The 21,609-nt window shown below is 66.9% G+C and carries 14 protein-coding genes and 2 pseudogenes; 5 read left to right on the forward strand and 11 right to left on the reverse strand.

Going from position 1 to position 21,609, the window contains the following annotated elements:
* Positions 1-41: 41 nt before the first annotated feature.
* The gene (locus tag ACWPW1_RS12645; RefSeq protein ID WP_454253077.1) at positions 42-1,514 is read right to left on the reverse strand and encodes an iron-containing redox enzyme family protein; all 1,473 of its coding nucleotides are present in this window, start codon (positions 1,512-1,514) and stop codon (positions 42-44) included.
* A 271-nt stretch (positions 1,515-1,785) separates the two neighbouring features.
* Between ACWPW1_RS12645 and ACWPW1_RS12650 the strand changes: the two genes are divergently transcribed.
* Positions 1,786-2,703, forward strand: a complete 918-nt coding sequence (locus ACWPW1_RS12650; protein WP_454253078.1) for a diguanylate cyclase domain-containing protein — start codon at positions 1,786-1,788, stop codon at positions 2,701-2,703.
* On the opposite strand, the gene ACWPW1_RS12655 is transcribed toward ACWPW1_RS12650, so the two are convergent.
* From ACWPW1_RS12655 to ACWPW1_RS12665, 3 genes and pseudogenes are all read right to left on the reverse strand, one after another.
* On the reverse strand, positions 2,700-3,008 hold the full coding sequence (locus ACWPW1_RS12655; RefSeq protein WP_454253079.1) for a hypothetical protein: 309 nt from the start codon (positions 3,006-3,008) through the stop codon (positions 2,700-2,702). The two genes, ACWPW1_RS12650 and ACWPW1_RS12655, sit on opposite strands and share 4 nt — an antisense overlap.
* Before the next feature lie 155 nt (positions 3,009-3,163).
* Positions 3,164-4,045 carry a methyl-accepting chemotaxis protein gene (locus tag ACWPW1_RS12660; protein WP_442964888.1) on the reverse strand — a complete coding sequence of 294 codons (882 nt, stop codon included), beginning with the start codon at positions 4,043-4,045 and terminating at the stop codon, positions 3,164-3,166.
* Positions 4,019-4,783: pseudogene (locus ACWPW1_RS12665) on the reverse strand (MCP four helix bundle domain-containing protein); the annotation flags it as partial. The pseudogene ACWPW1_RS12665 and the gene ACWPW1_RS12660, both read right to left, overlap by 27 nt.
* A gap of 225 nt (positions 4,784-5,008) precedes the next feature.
* On the opposite strand from ACWPW1_RS12665, the gene ACWPW1_RS12670 reads away from it, so the two are divergent.
* Positions 5,009-8,089, forward strand: coding sequence for a response regulator (locus tag ACWPW1_RS12670; protein WP_454253080.1), 3,081 nt, complete (start codon positions 5,009-5,011; stop codon positions 8,087-8,089).
* A gap of 21 nt (positions 8,090-8,110) precedes the next feature.
* On the opposite strand, the gene ACWPW1_RS12675 is transcribed toward ACWPW1_RS12670, so the two are convergent.
* A complete protein-coding gene (locus ACWPW1_RS12675) occupies positions 8,111-9,427 on the reverse strand; it encodes an amino acid permease (RefSeq protein WP_434774309.1) in 1,317 nt (438 codons plus the stop codon).
* Between the two features lie 392 nt (positions 9,428-9,819).
* Between ACWPW1_RS12675 and ACWPW1_RS12680 the strand changes: the two genes are divergently transcribed.
* Positions 9,820-12,735 (forward strand): PAS domain-containing protein, encoded by a 2,916-nt coding sequence (locus ACWPW1_RS12680; RefSeq protein WP_454253081.1) that lies wholly within the window; start codon positions 9,820-9,822, stop codon positions 12,733-12,735.
* Here ACWPW1_RS12680 and ACWPW1_RS12685 read toward each other — a convergent pair.
* Together ACWPW1_RS12685 and ACWPW1_RS12690 are read right to left on the reverse strand one after the other, a co-directional pair.
* Positions 12,732-13,577, reverse strand: coding sequence for a SphA family protein (locus ACWPW1_RS12685; protein ID WP_454253919.1), 846 nt, complete (start codon positions 13,575-13,577; stop codon positions 12,732-12,734). The genes ACWPW1_RS12680 and ACWPW1_RS12685 overlap by 4 nt on opposite strands.
* Positions 13,578-13,760: 183 nt before the next feature.
* The gene (locus ACWPW1_RS12690; RefSeq protein ID WP_454253082.1) at positions 13,761-14,744 is read right to left on the reverse strand and encodes a helix-turn-helix transcriptional regulator; all 984 of its coding nucleotides are present in this window, start codon (positions 14,742-14,744) and stop codon (positions 13,761-13,763) included.
* A gap of 277 nt (positions 14,745-15,021) precedes the next feature.
* On the opposite strand from ACWPW1_RS12690, the gene ACWPW1_RS12695 reads away from it, so the two are divergent.
* The gene (locus ACWPW1_RS12695; protein ID WP_454253083.1) at positions 15,022-15,987 is read left to right on the forward strand and encodes an alpha/beta hydrolase; all 966 of its coding nucleotides are present in this window, start codon (positions 15,022-15,024) and stop codon (positions 15,985-15,987) included.
* Between the two features lie 15 nt (positions 15,988-16,002).
* Here the strand turns inward: ACWPW1_RS12695 and ACWPW1_RS12700 are convergent, their stop codons facing one another.
* From ACWPW1_RS12700 to ACWPW1_RS12710, 3 genes are all read right to left on the reverse strand, one after another.
* Entirely contained in the window at positions 16,003-17,136 is a 1,134-nt protein-coding gene (locus ACWPW1_RS12700; RefSeq protein WP_454253920.1) for a D-alanyl-D-alanine carboxypeptidase family protein, read from the reverse strand.
* 145 nt (positions 17,137-17,281) lie between these two features.
* Positions 17,282-18,655 (reverse strand): sensor histidine kinase, encoded by a 1,374-nt coding sequence (locus ACWPW1_RS12705; RefSeq protein WP_454253084.1) that lies wholly within the window; start codon positions 18,653-18,655, stop codon positions 17,282-17,284.
* Positions 18,633-19,310 (reverse strand): response regulator transcription factor, encoded by a 678-nt coding sequence (locus tag ACWPW1_RS12710; protein ID WP_454253085.1) that lies wholly within the window; start codon positions 19,308-19,310, stop codon positions 18,633-18,635. Before ACWPW1_RS12710 ends, ACWPW1_RS12705 begins: the two co-directional genes overlap by 23 nt.
* 151 nt (positions 19,311-19,461) lie before the next feature.
* On the opposite strand from ACWPW1_RS12710, the gene ACWPW1_RS12715 reads away from it, so the two are divergent.
* Complete coding sequence (locus ACWPW1_RS12715) at positions 19,462-20,250, forward strand: substrate-binding domain-containing protein (RefSeq protein ID WP_454253086.1); 789 nt, start codon at positions 19,462-19,464, stop codon at positions 20,248-20,250.
* A gap of 17 nt (positions 20,251-20,267) precedes the next feature.
* Here the strand turns inward: ACWPW1_RS12715 and ACWPW1_RS12720 are convergent.
* Positions 20,268-21,580, reverse strand: a pseudogene (locus tag ACWPW1_RS12720) (CitMHS family transporter).
* Between the last annotated feature and the right edge of the window lie 29 nt (positions 21,581-21,609).

Raw genomic sequence — 21,609 nt, forward strand, 5'->3', positions numbered from 1 at the left:
AGTCGAAATGAAAAAGGACCCGCGAGGGTCCTTGAATAGGGTCAGCCCAACAGGGAGACGAACAGCCGCGTCGCCAGCAGGCCTGCGCGGCTGTGATGGCGTGCCGGTGACAGCTGCTCCACCAGCAGGGCCATGGCGGCCGCGCGGCTGGGCTGGCTGGCCAGACGCTGCTCCAGCGCGACCTCATCGCTATCGAAGTCGCTCGCCTGGGCCTTGCTCGCATTGGCCGCTGTGCCCTGCTCGGCTTCCAGCGCCGGGCACAGGCGCTCCTGCTGACGCTGGCGAGCGCGAAAGCTCACTTCCCGGCGTGGCAGTACCGCCACCCGCTCGGCGGCAGCCTGGTTCCGAGCGCCGCTGTGCACGAAGTCGCCAGCGATCCAGTCGTGGATCAGCTGTTGCTCGTAGGCAGTGAAGACGCCGAACATCTCGGCGCGCTCCCCCTGGATCAGCCGCCAGAAACGACTGTTGGCCGGATCTTCATGACGCTTGATCCAGCCCTGCTCCTGCATGACCTGAAGGAAATCGGGAATCTGCGAGGGATCGGTCAACCAGTCGCTGACACTGCGGCCACCGATGCGGCAATAGTCCGAGTGCACATAGCGGCCAACGGTACTCTTTTCCGCCAGCACCTCGATCACCGCCTGCTCCAGATCGAAGCTGCCGATCACCGACGTAGTGCCGGCGCCCAGCTCGTTGAGCAGATAGCCCTGCACCACGCGCTGGTAGAAGGCGGTGCGGCCTTCGGCAGGCATGGCATCGTGCACCGCCTGCAGCGCCTTGCGGGCATGGCCGGTACCGGCGTTGTCGACGGTGACATGCAGGGTGAAGTAATAGGGATCGATACCCAGTTCGTTGAGCTCGTAGGAGGTGATCAGCAGGTGCAAGGGCAGCTGCTCGTAACCCAGATTGAAACCGAGTACCTCGGGCAGGTAGTGATCGGCGTGATAGGCCAGGGCCAGCTGGATCGCGCCCTGGACATAGTGGTCGTCGCTCAGCTGCGAGAAATCTTCACAGCCGTGGCTGGCCAGCAGCTTGCGATAGAGCACCACATGATTCTTGTCGGGCTGACCGTCACCCAGTTCTTCGAGATAGATCTGGATGGCCGCGCGATAGCGCAGGTCGTCCCAGTGGGCGAGCGTGCCATAGAGCCAGGCGCCATCAACCAGCTTGGTAGGCGCCACGCCACGCAGGAAGTACAGCGCATGGGCCTTGCTGCCAAAGTAGCGTCGCGGAGCGCCAGCCTTGCGGGCCGCCAGATAGTCCTGGTACTGGGCGCCCACCCGGGCGTTGTTCTCCAGCACCCAGGCTTCCAGCGTCTTGGGATCCGCCGGGAGGTCGGCCTTCATGGCACTCACGGCCTGCAGCTGGTCATCGAGATAGTGCCGCGCCCGCTCCCGCGCACCACCGCTGGGTTTTTCCACCAGCAGCTCGCGATAGAGCGACTTGGCGGGTTCCAGGGCGACGGGAGTCGACCCAGGGCGCTGGCCGGCTACGGCTCTTGTAGTGGTCTGCATAGAAGGCACATCTGGCAGCTGATGAATACCCTATTCGGCCTGCAGGCCACAGCTTGGTTCCGACCGGCCCAGGCATACGGGCTGGCCGTCTCGCTTGAAGCCGTCAAACGCCTACGCTTGCCCGGCCTGCCATTCGTCGGCGAACGCCCCAATCGGCTGACCTGCCCTGCTTTCACCCACAACGCGGCGACGGGTGACCGGACGACAGGCCTCAGTTCCTGCCGTACCAGGCCGATAGCCTGACAATTCGTACGACCTCCAGGCCCTGCCCATGTCCCCTGCCGATTCCGACGTCGATCTTCGCGCCCTCCTCGATTCGATTCAGGAGTTCATCGTCGCCAAGGACGGCCAGGGGCGCTGGTTGTTCGTCAACCGCATCGTGCTCGAAGCCTATGCCATGGTCGGCTTCGACTACGTCGGCGTCACCGACGCCGAGTTGATCGAGCGCTTTCCCGCCTTTGCCGAGGCGTTCGTCTACAACATCCGGACCGATGAACTCGCCTGGCAGAACGCGGCGCCGACATTGGTCGAAAAGTCCTTCATGGGTCCCGATGGACGTATCAATACCTGGGAGGTGGTCAAGACCCCGCACTTCGACACCCAGGGCGAGCGCCGGCTGCTGACCATCGTCAGTCGCAACGTCACCGAGCGCAAACTGGCCGAGACAGCCCTGCAGGAGAGTGAAAGTCGCTACAAGTCCCTGGCCTATCTGGATGCCCTGACCGGGGTGGCCAACCGACGCAGCATTCTCGACCAGATCGCGCGCCATAGAGCCAGTGATGCCAACAGCCCCTGTGCCCTCCTTTACCTGGACCTCGACTGCTTCAAGGCCATCAACGACGAATTCGGCCACGAGTTCGGCGATCTGCTACTGGTGGCCTTCGTCGCCCGGGTGACGGCCTGCTTGCGTCAGGGGGATCTGCTCGGCCGCATCGGCGGTGACGAATTCATCGTCTTCCTGCGCGATACCTCGCCCGCTGCCGCCCTGTCCATGGCCGAGCGCCTGTGCCGCGCCCTGCAGGAGTCCTGGCACCTCCAGGGCGTCACCTTGAGGACCACCTCCTCCATCGGCATCGCCCGCTGCACCGATGGCAGCCTCAGTGTCCATGAGCTGATCCGCCGGGCGGACGCCGCCCTTTACCAGGCCAAGCGAGCTGGGCGCGCGCGGGTCATGCTGGACGAGGCCTAGAGTCTTTCCGTAGGCTGGGCCCGGATCAGGATCTCGCGCTGCCGGAAGGCCACTTCCAGCTGTCGACGATAGCCGTCCCACCAGGCCCGATCCAGGGCCTCGGTCATCACTTCGTAGACCAGCAACTCATCGTCCTCGACCCGATCTGCCTCGTCCTGGCACAGGCCTTCGACCGGAGCCCGGCTGAAGGCCGTCAGGCCGCCGAAGCGCTCGACCAACACCTGGCGTACCTCCTGAAACAGCGCCCCTGGCAGGCGCTGGCCGTCATTGTCGTTGAGGGGTAGCAGCAACTGGACGAGGTACATGGCCGTCTCTCCTGGGGTATTGGCTGCAGACCCTGGCGCACCCCGGATGGGTTCCCGCCCGTTGGTCCTGCAGCCCCTCCCTGCCAGCCGCCTGGAAACGAAAAGGCCCTGCCGAGGCGCTCTCGGCAGGGCCTTTCATCACCTTTGCGTCTGGATCAGACCGAGAAGCGGCCAACCAGGCGATTCATGTCCACCGCCAGGCGCGAGACCTCGTGCGCGGCCGCGGCAGTCTGGTGGGCACCGGCCGAGGTCTGGATCGACAGGTCACGGATGCTGACCAGGTTCTGATCCACCGAGCGGGCAACCTGGGCCTGCTCCTCCGAAGCCGTGGCGATGAGGAAGTTGCGCTCGTTGATCTCGGTGATCGAGCGCGCGATCTCTTCCAGGGCGGCGCCTGCTTCATTGGCGATCTTCAGGGTAGCGTTCGCCTCGTCGCGGCTGCGCTGCATGGCCTGAACAGCTCCTTCCGAACCGCTCTGGATACCGCCGATCATCTGCTCGATTTCACGGGTGGATTCCTGGGTCCTATGGGCCAGGGCGCGTACCTCATCGGCGACCACGGCGAAGCCGCGGCCCTGTTCACCCGCCCGGGCGGCCTCGATGGCCGCGTTCAGCGCCAACAGGTTGGTCTGCTCGGCGATCCCGCGGATCACGTCGACCACGGTGGCGATACCCTGGGCCTGCCCCGCCAGCGCGACGATCTGCTCGCTGGTATGGGATACGGTGCCGGTCAGCGAGTGAATGGCGTTGACGGTTTCGGTGACCCGCGCCGCGCCCAGACCGGTCGACCGCTCCGACTGCTGCGCCGAGGTCGAGGCGGAGGCGGCATTGCGAGCCACTTCTTCGACAGCCGCGGTCATCTCGTTGACCGCAGTCGCCGCCTGTTCCACTTCGCTGTTCTGCCGCTGCAGCCCACGGCTGCCCTCTTCGGTCACCGCGTTCATCTCTTCGGCCGCCGAGGCCAGCTGCGTCGAGGCCTCGCCGATGTGGCTGACGGTATCGCGCAGGGTCTGCTGCATCTGCACCGTGGCCTGCATCAGCTCGGCCATCTCGTCGCGCCCCTTTACCTCGGCCACGACCCGCAGGTCACCCTCGGCAATGCGCCGGTTGATTCCGAGCACCTCGCGCAGCGGTTGCAGGATGCTGCGGGTATAGAGCACGGCCAGCACCACAGTCAGGGCCACGGCCACGGCCGAGATCAGGCCCAACAGCCAGAGGTTGCGGCTGTAGGTATGGGTCGCCAGCTCGCCGGCCTGCTTGGCCCCACGCTGGTTGAATTCGCCCAGGGCCACGATCTTGTTTTGCAGATCGTTGGTCAGCGGGCGAATGTTGGCGTTGATGAAGGCGGTGCCTTCATTGGTCGGCCGCGTCCGCGCAATCACCAGAATCTCGTCGAGGCGCGCATCGTAGGCCTTGACCCCAGCGGTCACCGCGTCGGCCAACCGCTGCTCTTCAGGTGAGGCGACCAGTGCCTGATAGTCCGCCACCGCCTGTTGCAGATCGCGGCGCGCCTGGGCGATGGTCGCGCCGGCGGTCTGCTTCATCTGCTCGTCTTCAGAAGCCACGATGCGCAGCGTTTCCAGGCGCAACCGGAGCACCAGGGTGTCCATCTTGCCGGTCTGGCCGATGCTGGCCATCCAGTTGGTCTCGACGTCCTGTTCGGCGTTATACAGCGAATTCAGGCCCAGAGCCGAGGTAACGGCGAGCACCAACAGCAACAGAGTGATGGTGGCAAAGCAAACGGCCGAGCGGGCCGACAATTTCAGGGTACGCATGGCGCAACTCCGAGAGGGAAAGGCAGGTTCACCCCTTCTGGTCGGCGGCCCGCCCCCCCCCTGAACCACCACCCATCGCCGATAGGCGGCCGCCCTGTCGACAACCGCATGCTAGAGCGGCCGCGGGTTCCAGGGAGTTGTCCGGGTTCCCGACGACCGTGCATTCCTGGCAAATCGCCACCGGTGCTCAGGCTAGAATGACGACTTTCCGCCATTGAAACCGACATGCCACCGCCGATCGCTCGCCCCAAGCGTCTGGTCCCCTTGCGCAACCGCCTGCTGGCGATCGCTCTCGCGGGAATCGTGCCCCTGGCCCTGGTGGCCGGCCTCGGTCTCTGGCTGCTGGTGCAGCACCAGCAACGTGAAACGGAGCAGCGGGCGCTGGAATCCAGTCGCCAGGCGGCGACCACCATCGAAATCGAATTGCGCCGCTCCGTGACCATCCTGCAGGCGCTCGCCGAGTCCCCCCTGCTGAACGAGAACCTCGACGACTTCGCCACCCAGGTCGGACGGGTATTGCCCCTGGTCCCGGGCTGGCGGACGGTATTGCTGGCCGCTCCCGACGGCCAGATCGTGCGGCGGATCTCGGCCCACAATCGGGCACCTGGGGGCCCCCTGGCCGAACCGGACAGCTTTGCCGAGGTGATCGCCCAGCACCGGCCGGTGATCGGCCAATTGGCCCGCGGACCCGCCGGGCAGTTCGCCTTTCCGATACGGGTACCGGTACTCCGCGACGGGCAGCTCAACTTCGTGCTGACTGCCGTGATGACGCCGGAAAGCATCAGAGCGGCCCGTATGACCCGCACCCTGCCGAAAGACTGGGTCGGCTCGGTGTTCGATCGTCAGGGTCTTCGCATCGCGCGAACGGCCTTGCACGAAGAATCCCTCGGCCAGCGGGCCTTGCCGGGGTTGACAGAGATCCTGGCGCAACCGGGTGACGAAGGGGTCGGCATTTCCCGTACCCGGGAGGGCCATGACGTCTACACGGCCTTCGTGCGCCTGCCCGATTCCGGCTGGACCGTGACCACGGCCATCCCGACCGAAGAGGTGTCGGCAGCCGCCATCCGCTCCTTCGCTCTCTATGGCGGCGGGCTGGTGCTGTCGGTGGCCTTCGCCTGGGCGGTGGCCCTGCTGCTGTCACGGCGGATCAGCCGCCCGGTGCAGGCACTGCAGAAGGCGGCCGAGGCCCTGGGTCAACGCCTGCCACCGGTACTGCCCGACAGCGATGTCCTGGAGGTCCAACTGGCAGGCGAGGCGCTGCTGGCCGCCGCCGAAGCGCGCCGGCTGATCGAAGAGCAGCGCGACGACTACCTGCGTGGTCTGCAGCTGAGCCAGGGGGAGCTGCAGCTGCAGGTCGCCGACCTGGAGATCCTTCAGCGGCTGAACCATCGCCTGCTGCAACTCCCTTCGCTGCCGCAGCAGTTGCAGGAGATCCTGGATGTCCTGTGCCGCTTTCATCAGACGGCCTTCGGCTGTGTGTCGCTGGTCGAAGACGGCAGGCCGCCGCAACTGTATTTCACCGCAGGCTTCGCGGCCGAGGACCACGCGCAGTTGGCCGTCCTGCCGCCCGAGGCCAGCGCCTGTGGCGCTGCCATTCGCAGCGGTGACCGAGTGGTGGCCGAACTCGCGGCCTCGACCGAATTCGCCGCCTTGGCGACCGTCGGCCGCCGCCTGGGCTTCGCCGCCGTGCATGCCGTGCCCCTGCGCAGCACCCTGCATGGCACCCTTGGAGCCATCACCGTGCACCTGCCGGCGGCCCGGGCTCCTACGCCACGCGAGCAGCGACTCGCCGATCTCTGTGCCTCCAAGGCGGTGCTGGTGATCGACCGTGCGCGCAGCCAGGAAACCGCGCAGCGATCCCAACGACGCCTGCGGGTGGCCCTGGAGAGTTCGCAGGTCTGCTTTGGCATCGCCGTGCCCACAGCGGGGGCTACCCTGGCCTGGGACTACCTGAATCCCATCGGCGCAGCGACCCTGGGTCTCGCTCAGGCGGAGGCCCACGGCAGCCTGACATGGGCCAGCGCCAGCATCCTGCAGCTCTGTCAGGAACGACTGGGCAGCGACACGACCTGGTCCACCGAGGTGCAGGGCCCTGACGTCGTGGATACCAGCAGCTGGCTACAGGTCAGCGCGACGCCGTTCGATGGCAACGTGGCCGTCTGGTTCCTCGACATCAGTACTCGCAAGCAGCAGGAACAGGCGCTGAGGGACATCGATCGGCAAAAGGACGAATTCCTCGCCATCCTCGCCCACGAGCTGCGCAACCCGCTGGCGCCGATTCGCCATGCGGCGGCGCTGATCGCGTCCCCGGCCGCCTCGCCCGAACAACAGCGTCGCAGCTGCCAGACCATCGATCGGCAGGTGGAGCGCATGGGCGCCCTGCTCAACGACCTGCTGGACATCTCCCGCCTTACCTTTGGCCGGATCACCTTGCACCCGGAGTTCGTCACGCTCCAATCGGTTCTCGACGCGAGCGCGGATGCGGTGCTGCCCCTGTTTCAGGAGCGGGGGCAGGCCTTCGACCTGCAACTGCCCGAGGCGCCCATCTGGCTCTATGCCGATCCACTGCGCCTGGAGCAGATCTTCCTCAACCTGCTGGGCAATGCGGCTCGCTATACGCCGGTGGATGGGCAGATCAGCCTGGCCGTCCGGGAGCGCGCCGACGAGGTCCGGGTGGAGATCGCCGACAACGGCATCGGCATAGCGCCGGAACGCCTGGACGCCCTGTTCCAGATGTTCGGCCAGGTCGATCCGCGCCTGACGGAGCGCTCGCCGGGGCTGGGCATCGGCCTGGCGCTTTCCCGGGAACTGGCGCGGCTACAGGGGGGCGACATCACCGCCGACAGCGCCGGACTCGGCCAGGGCAGCCGTTTCACCGTGGCCCTGCCGGTCACGGTCGCGCCGCCGTCCGCCCTGCCGGCAGCGCCCGAGCTGGAGCCCGCGGCCCCAGTCGTTCGCCGGATCCTGGTTGCGGACGACAACCCCGACATCGCCAACACCATCGCCGAACTGCTGGAGCTGGACGGTCATCAGGTGCGAATCGCCTACGACGGTCAGCAGGCCCTGGACAGCTTCCAGAGTTATCACCCCGACATCGTCATCTCCGACATCGGCATGCCGGGCCTGACTGGTCATCAACTGGCCCGGGCGATCCGCGAGACCGCCGCGGGTAAGGCGGTCAAGCTGATCGCCATGACCGGCTGGGGCCAGGCGCAGGACAAGGCCGATGCCCTGGCCGCGGGCTTCGATCATCACCTGACCAAGCCCGCCGACATGCAGACGCTCTATGAGCTGGTTGCCTCCTGATCGCGTGAAAGTACGCGGACCTCAGGCCGCGACCCGACGCGTTCCGGCCAGCCGGGTCAGGCCATAGAGCACGCCGCCGACCAGCAGCAGGACGCCGGCACGCAGCCAGGTCGCCGCGCCCTGCTGGGCGATCAGTAGCACACAAGAAGCCAGGGCCAGCACCGGAAAGACCCAGTGCACCCGGAAATGCGGATGCTCGACGCGATCGCGTTTGAGCACCAGTACCGCCAGGTTGGTGCTGATGAATACCACCAGAAGCAGCAGCACCACGGTTTCGGCCAGCACGTCCAGGGTGCTGGTGTAGGTCAGGGCGATGGCCACCGCCGTCGTGGCGAGGATGGCTACGCCAGGGGTTTGCCGCCGCGGCAGCACCTGCCCGAGCACCCCAGGCAGCAGCCCCTGGCGGGCCATGCCATAGGCCAGGCGGCTGGCCATGATCATGGTCAGCAGGGCGCCGTTGGCCACCGCGATCAGTGCGATGACCGCGAACAGCCGGGTCGGCACGCCTAGGCCCGAAGCGCCGAGCACGTCCATCAGCGGCGCGCCCGACGCCTTGAGCTGGTCGACCGGCAGAACCAGGGCGGCGCCTGCCCCTACCAGCAGGTAGACGATGCCGGCGATGATCAGGGCGCCGAACAGGGCACGCGGATAGACGCGACTCACGTCCCGCACCTCTTCAGCCAGGTTGGCCGAGGTCTCGAAACCGACGAAGGAATAAAAGGCCAACAGCGACGCACTGAGAATGGCCACGGTGGCGGAAGGCGCATCCACTTCCAGCAGGCGCGCAGGCTCGGCCTGCCCCTGGGCGACGAACCAGGCCGCCGCCGCGACGACGATCACCAGGCCTGACAGCTCGATCAGGGTCATCACCAGGTTGACCGACAGCGACTCCTTGATGCCGCGAGCATTGAGCAGGCCTATCAGCAGCAGGAAGGCCAGGCAGACCCAGCTGGCGGGCCAGGGCACCAGTGCCTGCAGATAGCCACCGGCAAAGGCCACCGCCAACCCCGCGGCGCTGGTGACTCCGGCGGCCAGCATCGAGAAACCTACCAGGAAGGATAGCCAGGGCCGCCCAAAGGCCCGTTCGGCGAACACCGCCGCCCCACCCGCCTTGGGATACTTGGTGACCAGTTCGGCATATGAGGCGGCGGTGAGCAGCGCGAACAGCAGGGCGATCAACAGCGGCGCCCAGATGGCCCCGCCAACCCGTCCGGCGATGGTGCCGGCCAGGGCGTAGACGCCTGCTCCCAGCACATCACCGAGGATGAAGAACAGCAGCATCGGCAGGGTAATGGCGCGGCGAAGCGCCGCCGGTGCAGAAGAGGATTCGGTGGCCATGCGGGTGGTGCTCCTGAGTCAGGGGGCTGCGGGGTCCTTGACGGTCGTGACGACTGCCCCGTGCCTTCGTAGAGAGCCGGGGTGGCGACCGGGTTCCAGGCCAGGCACCGTACGTCTGGTCGCCACGGCGCAGAGGGACGCCACGCGGCTCCTTTCGGCCAGGTCGGTGCAACCAGCCGGCTTCCACCACTCGCACGGCTCTAGCGCTACTATTTAAGCCAGTTGGCCGCTTCGCTGCCCTGCCCCCTTCGACCAGGTCCTCCAGGGAGATCGGTACCCCAGCAAACCGCCGATCAGCGGCAAGGGCTTTTCTGCTCCGCGCCGTGCGGACACACTGCGCGGTTTGTATGGTCGAACGCCCCGTCAATGGATTCCGAGAGGTCCCCAGCGCGATGAATGAGGTACCCCTGGCCACGCTGACCCGCGAAGAGCTGGAAGCTGAAGTGCTTCGCCTACGCGAGGCGCTGCAGGCCAATTCCACACCTGCCTCGCCAAGGGACGAGCGCGGCCGCCTGAGCAAGGCCCGCAGCCGGGCGGTGCTGGAGAGCACGACTCAGTTCGCCATCGTGGTCAGCGATCGCGATGGCCGCATCACCGACTGGAATCCGGGTGCCGAACAGGTCATGGGCTGGACCGCCGAAGAAATGATCGGCCAGGACGCCTCGCGCTTCTTCACGCCCGAAGACTGCGCCAACCATCGTGCCGAGTACGAGATGGCCAAGGCCCTGCGTGACGGCAGTGCCTTGGACGAACGCTGGCACCTGCGCAAGGACGGCCAGCGCTTCTGGGCCTCCGGCGAGATGATGGCCCTCACCGATGACGACGGTGAGCCACTCGGCTTCGTCAAGATCCTGCGCGACCGCACCGTCGAACACCTGGCGGGCCAGGCGCTCAAGGAAACCCAGGAGCGCTACCGGCTGGTCGCCGAAGCGACCAACGACGCCATCTGGGACTGGGACTTCAGCTCGGGCCAGATTCGTTGGAACGAAGCCCTGACCGCCGCCTATGGTCATCTACCGGAGCACCTAGCATCCACTGGGACCTGGTGGCTCGAGCAGATCCATCCGGATGATCGCGCGCGGATCGATGCGTCCATCCATGGCGTGATCGACGGCGATGGCGTGGTGTGGACCGACGAGTATCGCTTCCTGCGGGCCGATGGCTCCTATGCCCTGGTGTTCGACCGCGGCCGGGTGATCCGCGATACCTACGGGCGCCCCACGCGCATGATCGGCGCCATGCTGGACATGAGTCAGCTGCAATCGGCGCAGACCGCGCTGCGCAAGAGCGAGGAACGCTTTCGCGCCATCATCGAGACCATCGGCTCGGCCTTCGCCATCATCCAGGTCAAGTTCGATGCCGACGACAAGCCCATCGACTACCGTTTCCTCGAAGCCAACCCGGCATTCGAACTCCAGGCCGGCGTCAACCTGCGGGGCAAGTGGGTCACTGAATTCGCGCCCAACCTGGAGCAGTTCTGGTTTGATACCTATGGCCACGTGGCCAAGACCGGTGAGCCGGCGACCTTCGAGAACTACGCCAACACCTTCGAGCGCTGGTTCGACGTGCGCGCCGTGCGGGTGGGTGACCCGGACGAGCGCCAGATCGCCATCCTGTTCAGCGACGTCACCGAGCGGCGCAATGCCCAGGAGCGCCTGCGCATCAGCGAGGCCCTGGCCCGCCAGAACATCGAGCGGGTGCAGTTGGCGCTCTCCGCTGGCGCCATCATCGGCACCTGGCACTGGGACCTGCCCAGCGACAGCTTCACGGTGGACGAAGCCTTCGCCACGGTGTTCGGGCTCGATCCGCAGCTGGGCCTGGACGGCCTGAATCTCACCCAGGTGGTGACCAACGTCCATCCGGACGACAAGGAGGGCCTCGCCCGGGCCATCGGGGTGGTCGTCGCTCAGGGCGGCCCCTTTGCCCATCAGTACCGCGTGCGCCGGGCTGACGGCCACTATTACTGGATCGAGGCCAACGGCCGGGTCGACCATGATGCCGAAGGGACGCCGCTGCGCTTTCCCGGGGTGCTCATCGACGTGGAGGAGCGCCGGGCCATCGAGGCGGAGCGCGACAAGGCCCTGGCGGCCCTGCGCACCCTCAACGATACCCTGGAGATCCGCGTGGCCGAGCGCTCCGCCGAACTGATGCAGGCCGAAGAAAAGCTGCGCCAGTCGCAGAAGATGGAAGCCGTCGGCCAACTGACGGGGGGCCTGGCTCACGACTTCAACAACCTGCTGGCCGGCATCTCCGGCGCCCTGGAGTTGATGGAAACGCGCATCGCCCAGGGCCGGCTGCGCGACCTGGATCGCTATCTGGTCGCCGCCCAGGGTGCCGCCAAACGCGCCGCCGCCCTCACCCACCGCCTGCTGGCCTTTTCCCGCCGGCAGACCCTGGCGCCGCGTCCGGTCGACGTCAATCAGCTGATCAATGGCCTCACCGAGCTCATCCAGCGCACCGTGGGCCCGGGCATCCAGGTCGAAACCGTCGGCGCTGCCGCCCTGTGGCCGGCACTGGTGGACCCGAGCCAGCTGGAGAATTCGCTGCTCAACCTCTGTATCAACGCCCGCGACGCCATGCCCGAGGGTGGCCGCATCACCATCGAGACCGCCAACCGCTGGATGGATCGGGAGGCGGCCCGCGCCCAGGACCTGCCGGAGGGTCAGTACCTGTCGCTGTCCGTGACGGATACCGGGGTAGGCATCCCGCCCGAGGTCGCCGCCCGGGTGTTCGAGCCCTTCTTCACCACCAAGCCCATCGGCCAGGGCACCGGCCTGGGCCTGTCGATGATCTATGGCTTCGCTCGCCAGTCGGGCGGCCAGGTGCGGCTCTACTCCGAGGTCGGCCAGGGCACCACCCTGTGCATCTACCTGCCGCGCTACTTCGGCGAGATGCCGGCCGATGAGGGCCTTGCGGCGCGCCTGGACGTAGCCGGCGCCGCCCAGGGTGAAACGGTGCTCATCGTCGACGACGAGCCGACGGTGCGGATGCTGGTCATGGATATCCTCGAAGACCTCGGCTATGCCGTCATCGAGGCGGGTGACAGCCTGACCGGCTTGAAGATCCTGCAGTCGGACGTCCACCTCGACCTGCTGATCACCGACGTCGGCCTGCCCGGCGGCATGAACGGTCGGCAGATGGCTGAAGCGGGACGCCAGTCGCGCCCCGGTCTCAAGACCCTGTTCATCACCGGCTACGCGGAGAACGCCGCCATCGGCAACGGGCATCTGGATCCCGGCATGGAGATCCTCACCAAGCCCTTCGCCGTCGACCACCTGATCAGCCGCGTCCGCGACATGCTCGGCTAGAAGCTGGCGCCGATGCGCAGCGCCACGGTATAGCCCTCCGCCCGGTTGCGCGCCTCGAATTCCTTGTAGGCGTGCAGCCAGATGGCCGGCAGCCCCGAGGTGGGCTGGAAGAAGCTTACCGCCGGGCCTAGCGCCAGCACCCGTGCGCGATTGCCGCGGGTCAGGCCCGGGGCGTCGTCGTCACTGAGCTGGCGGTAATAGTAGCCACCCAGGCCCAGGGTCCAGTCGCCAATATGCTGGCCCACGGCGAACTCGTGGCGATACTCCACCCCGCTGCGGTAGTCGGTGGCCGCGTTGCGCGCATTGATGTCGAGCTGGAAGCTGGACGACAGCTCCAGCCCGCTCGGGCTGATGTAGCTGGCGTTGAGGATCGGCGAGACCGTCCAGTGGTTGGTGCCGGGGCTGACCAGGCGGTCCTTGTCGTAGTCGCCGGTGGGCGCCTGGATGGACAGCTGGGTATTGATCCCCACCCCTGGCGCCGGCCGCCAGTCGAGGATCACGGGGATCAGTTGCACGTCCGCCGGGCGGAACAGCTCGGCGCTGTTGCTGAATACCCGCTGCCCGCCCGCGTCGATGCCGAGGTCGGCGTCCATGCGAAAGAACACCGAGACCGCGCCAAAGCCGTAGCGCGCGCCGAGCAGCTGCTGGTCGGTCATGCGCAGATAGGCCAGGCCGATGGCCAGGACGTTGATGTTGAAGTCATTGCCATTGTCCTTGCCGTGGCTGTCCTTGATCACCCGCGCCTGGTAGTCGCTGATGCGCATGCCGACCGTGCCGAAGGGCGTCGTCGGCGGCGTGAAGCCGGCCCCGAAGTCCTGCACCCCGGCCGCCGTGGTCGGCATGCCCTTCTCGGTGGCATGGGTGATGGGGGCGGCCAGCGCGGCGACGGACAGGACAGCGGCGCGAGTCAGAACTCCGGGCGAAGGCATGGTAAAGGCTCCTCAAGACGTTCGAGCGGGCGAGCGAGGCCTCACCAGGCGCGCGGGGCGCCCGGTCTTGGCGAAAGGGTCAGAACGGGGGTGGGATCAGTCCGGCGCGGCAGCGACCTGCTGGGCGATCTGCGCCTTGCGATTGACGCCGAGCTTTTCGTAGATCCGCCTCAGGTGATGGCGCACCGTGGCCGGTGCCATACCCAGGGTGCGGGCGACTTCCTTGTAGGTCTGGCCCAGGGCGAAACACTGGGCCACTTCCAGTTCGCGGGCGCTGAGCCGCTCCGCCGAACTGCGCCGGCGCGCCTTGAGCAGCAAAAGGTCGCCCAGCGGCTGGGCGTCCAGCTGCAGGGTCCGGCCCTGGTAGCTCTGCTGGGGTGCACAGGCGGGTGGCAGCCGGTTGCCCTGCCAGCCCTCCCATTCCGCTGCCAGCAAGGCGGCGAAACCCGGCTCCATGGACAGCAGCACGCCGTAGCGATCGCACACCGCCAGGGCCAGTTCGTCGAAGCTGCCGCCACTGTCCCTCAGGGTCGCCAGGGTGCGCAGGCAACTATCGCGCTCGGCGTGCAGCAGGTGCGGCATCAGCCATTCCACCAGTTGGCATTCCAGGGCGGTGAAGGGGGTAGCGCGGAACAAGGTGAGGTGCACACCCAGGCGGGTCTGGTCGTCGGTCAGCACGATGCGCAGGCCCTGGGCCAGACCATAGCGTTGCCCCAGGGCGGCCAGCGCCGGCGAGGCCGTTGCGTCATGGCAGTCGAACACCTGGCAGCGCCCCTGCTCCTGGTGCAGCTCGCCGAGGTCGTGATCGTCGGCCTTGAGGGCGTCCCATTCCTGGGTATAGGCGCTGGGCAGCCCCAACAGGAAGGCGCTGTGCGCCACCGGCACCCCGTCACGCCAGGTGGAGTTGCCCCACCAGGCCTTGTCGAAGGCGACCAGGCGCTGCAGTTGCTCCAGCGCCTGGGCATGGAACTCGGTGATGGCCCCGCCGCGCAGACGGGACTGCAGGGCCAGGACGACCTCGCTGAAGCGGGCGACCACCTCGGCGGGCACACTGCAGGAAACGGCGGCTGACTGAGCCATGCTACCCCCATTGTTGTGATTGTCTTGGGTAGAACGCCGGCCCCAGGAGGACCCGGCTTGGGGTCCGAGTTTACCGTAGCGGGGCGGCGCGCCTATCGTTCAGATGCAGGATAGGGAGCCCTCTGCTACCCGCATGCCAGCGCAACGGCCGCGCGATAGCGGAGGTCCCTGACGGGCGACCATCGTTCATCTGATCGATAGACCGGTCCGCGCCCACCGGCGAGGCTGGCAGCGACTCGGCGTCCACCCTGGCGCCCCGACATTCAGGAGAAGCCCCATGCCAGACGCCTTCGCGCGCCTCACCCCGGAAGTCGCCCAGCTGCTGGCGCAGTTGGCGGCCCAGCCGCAGCCGCCAATGGACAGCATCACGCCGCAGGACGCGCGCGCCGCCTATGTGCAGATGAGTCGCGCACTCGGTCTGCCGCCGGCCCCGGTGGCGCGGGTCGAGGCGCTGAGCGCGCCCGGTCCCCTGGGGCCCATCCCGCTGCGCCTCTATCGACCCTATGCGGAAGACGACCGGCCGCGCCCGCTGGTGGTCTATCTGCACGGGGGCGGTTGGGTGATCGGCGACCTGGACAGCCATGATTCGCTCTGCCGACAGATTGCCCTGGGCACCGACTGCGCGGTGCTGGCGGTGCACTACGCCCTCGCCCCGGAACATCCGGCGCCGGCCAGTCCCGATGATGTCCTGGCCGTCCTGCGCTGGCTGGCCGAGGCCGGCAGCGCCTTCCACCTGGATCTGCAGCGGGTTGCCCTGGCCGGCGACAGCGCCGGCGGTGGCCTGGCCGCCATGGCCGCCCTGCACCTGCGCGAAGGGCCCTTCACGCTCAGGGCCCAGGTGCTGATCTATCCCGGGGTCGACAACACCCCCGCGGCCTGGAATCACCCCTCACGGATCGAGAACGCCCAGGTCCCGCCGCTGACCCGGCCGATGATGGACTACTTCTCCGGCATGTACCTGCAGGACGTGGATACCCGCGATCCGCGGGTGTCACCCCTCTATGCCTCCTCCCACGCCACTCTGCCGCCAGCGCTGATCTTTGGCGCCGAATGCGATGCCCTGCGCGACGACGCCCGCCTCTATGCCCAGGCACTGATCGGTGCTGGCAACGCCGTGGAGTATCACGAGCTGCCCGGCATGATCCATGGCTTCATCGAGATGCTCGGGGTGCTGCCAGGGGTGCGCTGGACCCTGGCGCGGATCAATGCCTTCCTGCGCGAGCACCTGCAGCGCCAGGCCTGAGCCCCGCGCCCCCTCCTAGATCCGTCCCAGCCAGTGCAGCACCAGACGATAAAGGTGCTGCGGCCAGCGTGACCACCAGCCGCCCTGCTCCACCGCCTCCAGGGCTACCAGCGGGCGGGTCTGCAGGACTCGCTCGCCATCCAGCAGCTCCAGCTGCCCCACCACCGCGCCCTGAGCGATGGGTGCCACCAGCGGCTCTTTCAGCACCAGGCGATGCTGCGGCGGCTGCTGGCCCTTGGGTTGGGTAAGGACCACGTCCTGGGTCACGCCCACCGGTACACTGGAACGCTCCCCCTCCCAGACCGCCGGGGTACCCAGGGTCGCGCCAGCCTTGTCGACGGTCAGGTTGTCGAAGAAGCGAAAACCATAGGTCAGCAGCTTCTGGGTATCGGCGGCACGGTTGTTGATCGAATTGGAACCAAACACCGCGGTGATCAGCCGGCGCCCGTCGCGCAGTGCCGAGGTCACCATGCAATAGCCAGCGGCCTCGGTGTGGCCGGTCTTGAGACCGTCCACGCTGTGATCGCGCCAGAGCAGCAGATTGCGATTGGGCTGGCGGATGCCGTTCCAGGTGAAGTATTTCTTGGCGTAGAGCTCATAGTAGGCCGACTCGTCCTGGATGATGGCGCGGGCAAGCAATGCCATGTCGTAGGGCGAGGAAAAGTGCTCGGGATTGGGCAGCCCGGTGGGATTCATGAAATGGCTGTCGTGCAGGCCGAGGCGCTGGGCAGTGGCGTTCATCAGGCTGGCGAAGCTGTCGTTGCTGCCGGCGATATGTTCGGCCAGCGCCACGCTGGCATCGTTGCCCGAATCGATGACGATGCCCTGCAGGAGATCGTGCACCGACACCGGGGTGCGCGGATCGAGAAACATCCGCGAGCCCTCGGTCCGCCAGGCGTGCTCGCTGACGGTGACCTTGTCGTCGGCCTTGAGCTGGCCAGCCTGGATATCGCGGGTCGCCACATAGACGGTCATCAGCTTGGTCAGGCTGGCGGGTGGCAGGTGCTCATGGGAGTCCTCCTCGGCGATCACCTGGCCGGTGGTGGCATCCATCAGCACCCAGGCCTTGGCCGAGAGCTGGGGTGGCGAGGGAATCAGGACGGAGGCGGTAGGCGCAGCCTCGACCTGGCCGAGCCAGGTGAGACCCAGGGCGGCGAAGCCGAGAAAGAGCAAGGGGCGTTTCACGAGCGGCAAATCCGGATCGGCAGGAGGGGCCGCCACCCTAGGCAAGCCCTGCTTCGGTCTCAAATGAAGGAAAGTGAAGAAAAATTTAGGAAGGCCCCACCGCCGACGCTCAGTCGGCGGTGGCGATGATCACCCGGGCGCCCACCGGCTCAGCTGCCGCGATGCTCAGGTGGAACCCGTGCAGCCGGACGATGGCCGCCACCAGCGACAGGCCCAGACCGTAGCCTGGCTGCTGGCGACTGGCATCGCCGCGATAGAGCCGGCGCAGCACGCTCTCCCGCTCGGCTTCGGGAATGCCGGGGCCGTCGTCGATCACCTCGATGCGTACCGCGGTGCCGACCCCGCGCGCTACCAGGCGTACCTGTCCACCCTCGGGGGCGAACTTGAGGGCGTTGTCCAGCAGATTGACCAGGGCCTCGAACAGCAACTCCGCGTCGCCCTGCACCTCCGGCAACGCCTCGCCCAGTTCCAGACTCAAGGTCTGGGCCTTTTCCTGGGCCAGGGGCTCGTAGAAGTCGTGGGCCTGGCGCAGCAGCGCGGCCAGGTCCAGAGGGGCGAAGGCCATGCGCCGGCGGGTGTCCTCCAGTTCGGAGATCCGCAACAGGCCCTGGAAGCGCGACATGATGGCCTCGGTCTCGGCCAGTGCCTCGCCCAGGCTGTCGGCCTGAGGCGCCGCCAGCGGCAGCTGCTGCAATTGGTGCAGTCGCGCCCGCAATCGCGTCAGTGGGGTGCGCAGGTCATGGGCGATGCCGTCGCAGACCCCTTTCACCTCGTGCATCGAGCGCTCCAGCTGGGCCAGGGTGGTGTTGACCGCATCGGCCAGCATGTCCAGCTCGTCATGCCGAGACGACAGCGGCAGGCGCTCCTCCAGATGACCGGCGACGATCCGCTCCAGGCTGCGCTGCAGCCGTTCCACCCGTCGCAGCGGGCGCCGCCGCAGCAGGTGCCAGCCCACCAGGCCGGGAATCAGGGTCAGCGACAGCCCCCAGAACAGCGCCTGGCCGATGATGCCGCCTACCGCGGAGATCGAGCCGCCATCACGCGCCAGCACCAGGATGCGGCCGTCCGCGCGGCGCTGCAGGAAGGCGTGGCTGCTGCGCGTCTCGTCCAGGGCATCGGTGGTCCTGAGGCCGCGCTGCAGATAGTGCACCTGGCCGTCGTCCGGCAGGTTGCGCAAGAGCTTCACCAGGTTGCCGGCGATATAGCGGCCATCGGCCTCGAACAGGCCGTAGGCGTCGATGCCCGGCATGGAAAAGACCTCGCTGGCCTGCAGCTCACCCAGCAGGTCACGGTCGGCGACCTTGCGGTAGTAGTGCGCCCGTTGCAGCAGGGTGCGTTCCGCCACGGCGCCAAGGTAGTTGGAGATCTGCCAGTAGAGCACCCCGGTGAAGACCGCACCCCAGGCGGCAAAGAACAGCGCATAGAGGGCCAGCAGGCGACTGCTGCCCGAGCGCCATCGTCTAGTCCTGGGCGACGAGGACATAGCCGGCCCCGCGTACCGTGTGCACCAGTGGCCGCCCTGCCCCCTCGATCTTGCGCCGCAGGCGGCCCATGTGCACATCGATGATGTTGGTGCCCGGATCGAAGTGATAGCCCCAGACCTGCTCGAAGAGCATGGTGCGGGTGACCAGTTGGCCCGCGTTGCGCATCAGGTAGGTGAGGATCTTGAATTCGGTGGGCAACAGGGCGATGGCCTCTCCGGCGCGGGTCAGGGTGTTCTCGATCAAATCCAGGGTCAGCTCGCCGACTCGCAGCTGGTGACTGGCGGATGGCACGGCCGGCCGCCGCAACAGCGCCTCCAGCCGGGCCATCATTTCCACCAGGGAAAACGGCTTGGTCAGGTAGTCGTCGCCGCCGCATCTCAGGCCGCGGACGCGTTCGTCGACATCGGACAGGGCGCTGAGCATGAGCACCGGGGTAGCGATGCCAAGACCCCGCAGGGTGCTGACGATGGTCAGGCCATCGAAGTCCGGTAGCATGCGGTCGAGGGTGATGATGTCGTGGCCGCCGGCGATGGCCGCGGCCAGGCCGTCGCGGCCGGTGCGTTCCCAGCGTACCTGATAGTCTTGCGCCTGCAATTCGCTGGCGATGGCGTGGGCGGTCACCTCGTCGTCTTCGATGACCAAAGCCTGGGTCATGATGGCCTCTGGATCTGGCGCCCGGTCTGGCGGACCGCACAGCCTAGGGAAAACCTCCAGGGTAATAAATTAAATTTTTCTTCATCCGGACTAACGCGCTCCGCGCACGCCCGCGGTCTATCGTCCGTTCTTTCCTATCGGAGTCATCCTCATGTTTCCACGTTTGCCCACCCTTGCCCTCGGCGTCCTGCTGCTGGCTTCCACCCCGCTGCTGGCCGCGCAACCCGTCACCACCCTCACGGTGCTGAGCTCGGGCGGCATCATGGGCACCATCCGCGAGGTCGCCCCGGCCTATGAAAAGGCCACTGGGGTCAAGCTGGACATCGCCGCCGCGCCATCCATGGGCGATACGCCCCAGGCCATTCCCAATCGCCTGGCACGCAATGAGCCGGCCGACGTGGTGCTGATGGTGGGTTCGGCGCTGGACAAGCTGGTCGCCAGTGGCCAGGTGGCCAAGGACAGCCGCGTCGACCTGGGCCAGTCCTTTATCGCCATGGCAGTGCGCCAGGGCGCACCCAAGCCGGACATCTCGAACATGGACGCCTTCAAGCAGACCCTGGAGAAGGCCCAGTCGGTGGCCTATTCCGACAGCGCCAGCGGCGTCTACCTGTCGCGCATCCTCTTTCCGCGCATGCAGCTGGACAAGAGCTTCATGGCCAAGGCACGCATGATTCCCGCCGAACCCGTGGGCGCCGTGGTAGCCCGTGGCGAAGCGCAGCTGGGCTTCCAGCAGCTGAGCGAGCTGAAGGCTGTGCCAGGCATCGACATCGTCGGCCTGATCCCCGACCAGGCGCAGAAGATGACCCTCTACTCCGGCGCCATGGTCAGCAAGAGTCAGCACCCCGAGGCCGCTCGCGCCCTGCTCCAGTACCTGGCCTCGAAAGACGCCGCCAAGGCCATCGAGGACAGCGGCCTCAAGCCGGTTCCCGCCCAACCGTAATCGCCAGGCCGCCGGCGTCAGACGAAGAAGGAAATGGCGCCTGTGAGCAGCGCGAGGGCGGTGATGACCAGGGAGGTCAGCACCGCCCATTTGACGGTGGCCTTCTGGAAGTCACCGATGTCGCAGTCGACCATGCCCACCAGCAACAGGGTGGAGGCCACCAGCGGACTCATCAGGTGCACCGGCTGGCCCAGCACCGAGGCGCGGGCGATCTCCACCGGGTCGATGCCGTAGGCCGCGGCGGCATTGGCCAGGATGGGCACCACCCCGAAGTAGTAGGCATCGTTGGACAGCACGAAGGTCAGCGGCATGCTGGTGATGGCCACCACCAGCGGGAACCAGTGGCCCAGGCCGGCGGGATCCAGTCGACCAGGGTCTGGGCCAGGGCGTCGACCATCTTGGTGCCGGAAAAGATGCCGGCGAAGATGCCTGCGGCGAACACCAGCAGCACCACGGTCATGGCATTGCCGGAGTGCGCCAGGATGCGCTCCTTCTGCAGCTCCAGCTGCGGGTAGTTGATCATCAGCGCCAGCACGAAGCCGATCATGAAGAGAATGGCGGCATGCATCACGCCCATGACCAGGGCGGTCATCACCAGGATCACCAGCACCAGGTTGACGTAGGCCAGGCGGGGGCGCTTGTTCGGCGAGTCGCCGAGGATCTCCTCGATATAGCACCTGCCACCAGCCGCCCCACCACTTTCCAGGCTGACGTTGCCGATGCGGGCGCGCTCGCGGCGACCGAGCAGGAAGGCAGTGAACACCACCCAGGCCGCGCCGCCAATCACCGTGGGCAGCAGGGGGATGAAGTAGGCGGTGGCGTCCAGGCCCAGCGCGGCGATGGCGCGGGTGGCCGGGCCACCCCAGGGACTCATGCCGCTCATGATGCTCAGGGAGAGCATGGACACCGTCGCCAGCACCATGGGATTCATGCCGATCCGCTTGTACAGCGGCAACATGGCGGCGCAGGTGATCATGTAGGTGGTGGTGCCGTCGCCGTCCAGGGCGACCAGCAGCGAGAGCAGCGCGGTGCCGATGGCGATCTTCACCGGATCACCATTGACGCGCTTGAGGATCTTGCGGATCAGCGGATCGAACAGGCCGGCATCGATCATCAGGCCGAAGAAAAGGATGGCGAACAGCAGCAGCGCCGCCGAGGGCGCCACCATCTTGAGGCCGTCGAGCATCATCTTGCCGGTGGTGGGGGCGAAGCCACCGATGAGGGCGAAAACGATGGGCACCACGGTAAGCGCCACGATGGGCGACAGACGTTTGCTCATGATCAGGTAGGTGAAGGTCACCACCATGATCAGACCGAGAAGCGCGAGCATAGGCATATCCCTTGTTCTTGTTGTGTACC

The organism is Pseudomonas sp. Marseille-Q7302 (assembly GCF_965111925.1).

What these genes read in the sequence shown, in the direction of transcription:
- ACWPW1_RS12670 (WP_454253080.1), top strand. Translation starts at nt 5,009, where the DNA reads ATGCCACCGCCGATCGCTCGCCCCAAGCGTCTGGTCCCCTTGCGCAAC.
- ACWPW1_RS12705 (WP_454253084.1), bottom strand. Translation starts at nt 18,655, where the DNA reads ATGTCCTCGTCGCCCAGGACTAGACGATGGCGCTCGGGCAGCAGTCGC.
- ACWPW1_RS12715 (WP_454253086.1), top strand. Translation starts at nt 19,462, where the DNA reads ATGTTTCCACGTTTGCCCACCCTTGCCCTCGGCGTCCTGCTGCTGGCT.
- ACWPW1_RS12660 (WP_442964888.1), bottom strand. Translation starts at nt 4,045, where the DNA reads ATGCAGGCCACGGTGCAGATGCAGCAGACCCTGCGCGATACCGTCAGC.
- ACWPW1_RS12690 (WP_454253082.1), bottom strand. Translation starts at nt 14,744, where the DNA reads ATGGCTCAGTCAGCCGCCGTTTCCTGCAGTGTGCCCGCCGAGGTGGTC.
- ACWPW1_RS12680 (WP_454253081.1), top strand. Translation starts at nt 9,820, where the DNA reads ATGAATGAGGTACCCCTGGCCACGCTGACCCGCGAAGAGCTGGAAGCT.
- ACWPW1_RS12655 (WP_454253079.1), bottom strand. Translation starts at nt 3,008, where the DNA reads ATGTACCTCGTCCAGTTGCTGCTACCCCTCAACGACAATGACGGCCAG.
- ACWPW1_RS12675 (WP_434774309.1), bottom strand. Translation starts at nt 9,427, where the DNA reads ATGGCCACCGAATCCTCTTCTGCACCGGCGGCGCTTCGCCGCGCCATT.
- ACWPW1_RS12710 (WP_454253085.1), bottom strand. Translation starts at nt 19,310, where the DNA reads ATGACCCAGGCTTTGGTCATCGAAGACGACGAGGTGACCGCCCACGCC.
- ACWPW1_RS12695 (WP_454253083.1), top strand. Translation starts at nt 15,022, where the DNA reads ATGCCAGACGCCTTCGCGCGCCTCACCCCGGAAGTCGCCCAGCTGCTG.
- ACWPW1_RS12685 (WP_454253919.1), bottom strand. Translation starts at nt 13,577, where the DNA reads ATGCCGACCACGGCGGCCGGGGTGCAGGACTTCGGGGCCGGCTTCACG.
- ACWPW1_RS12645 (WP_454253077.1), bottom strand. Translation starts at nt 1,514, where the DNA reads ATGCAGACCACTACAAGAGCCGTAGCCGGCCAGCGCCCTGGGTCGACT.
- ACWPW1_RS12650 (WP_454253078.1), top strand. Translation starts at nt 1,786, where the DNA reads ATGTCCCCTGCCGATTCCGACGTCGATCTTCGCGCCCTCCTCGATTCG.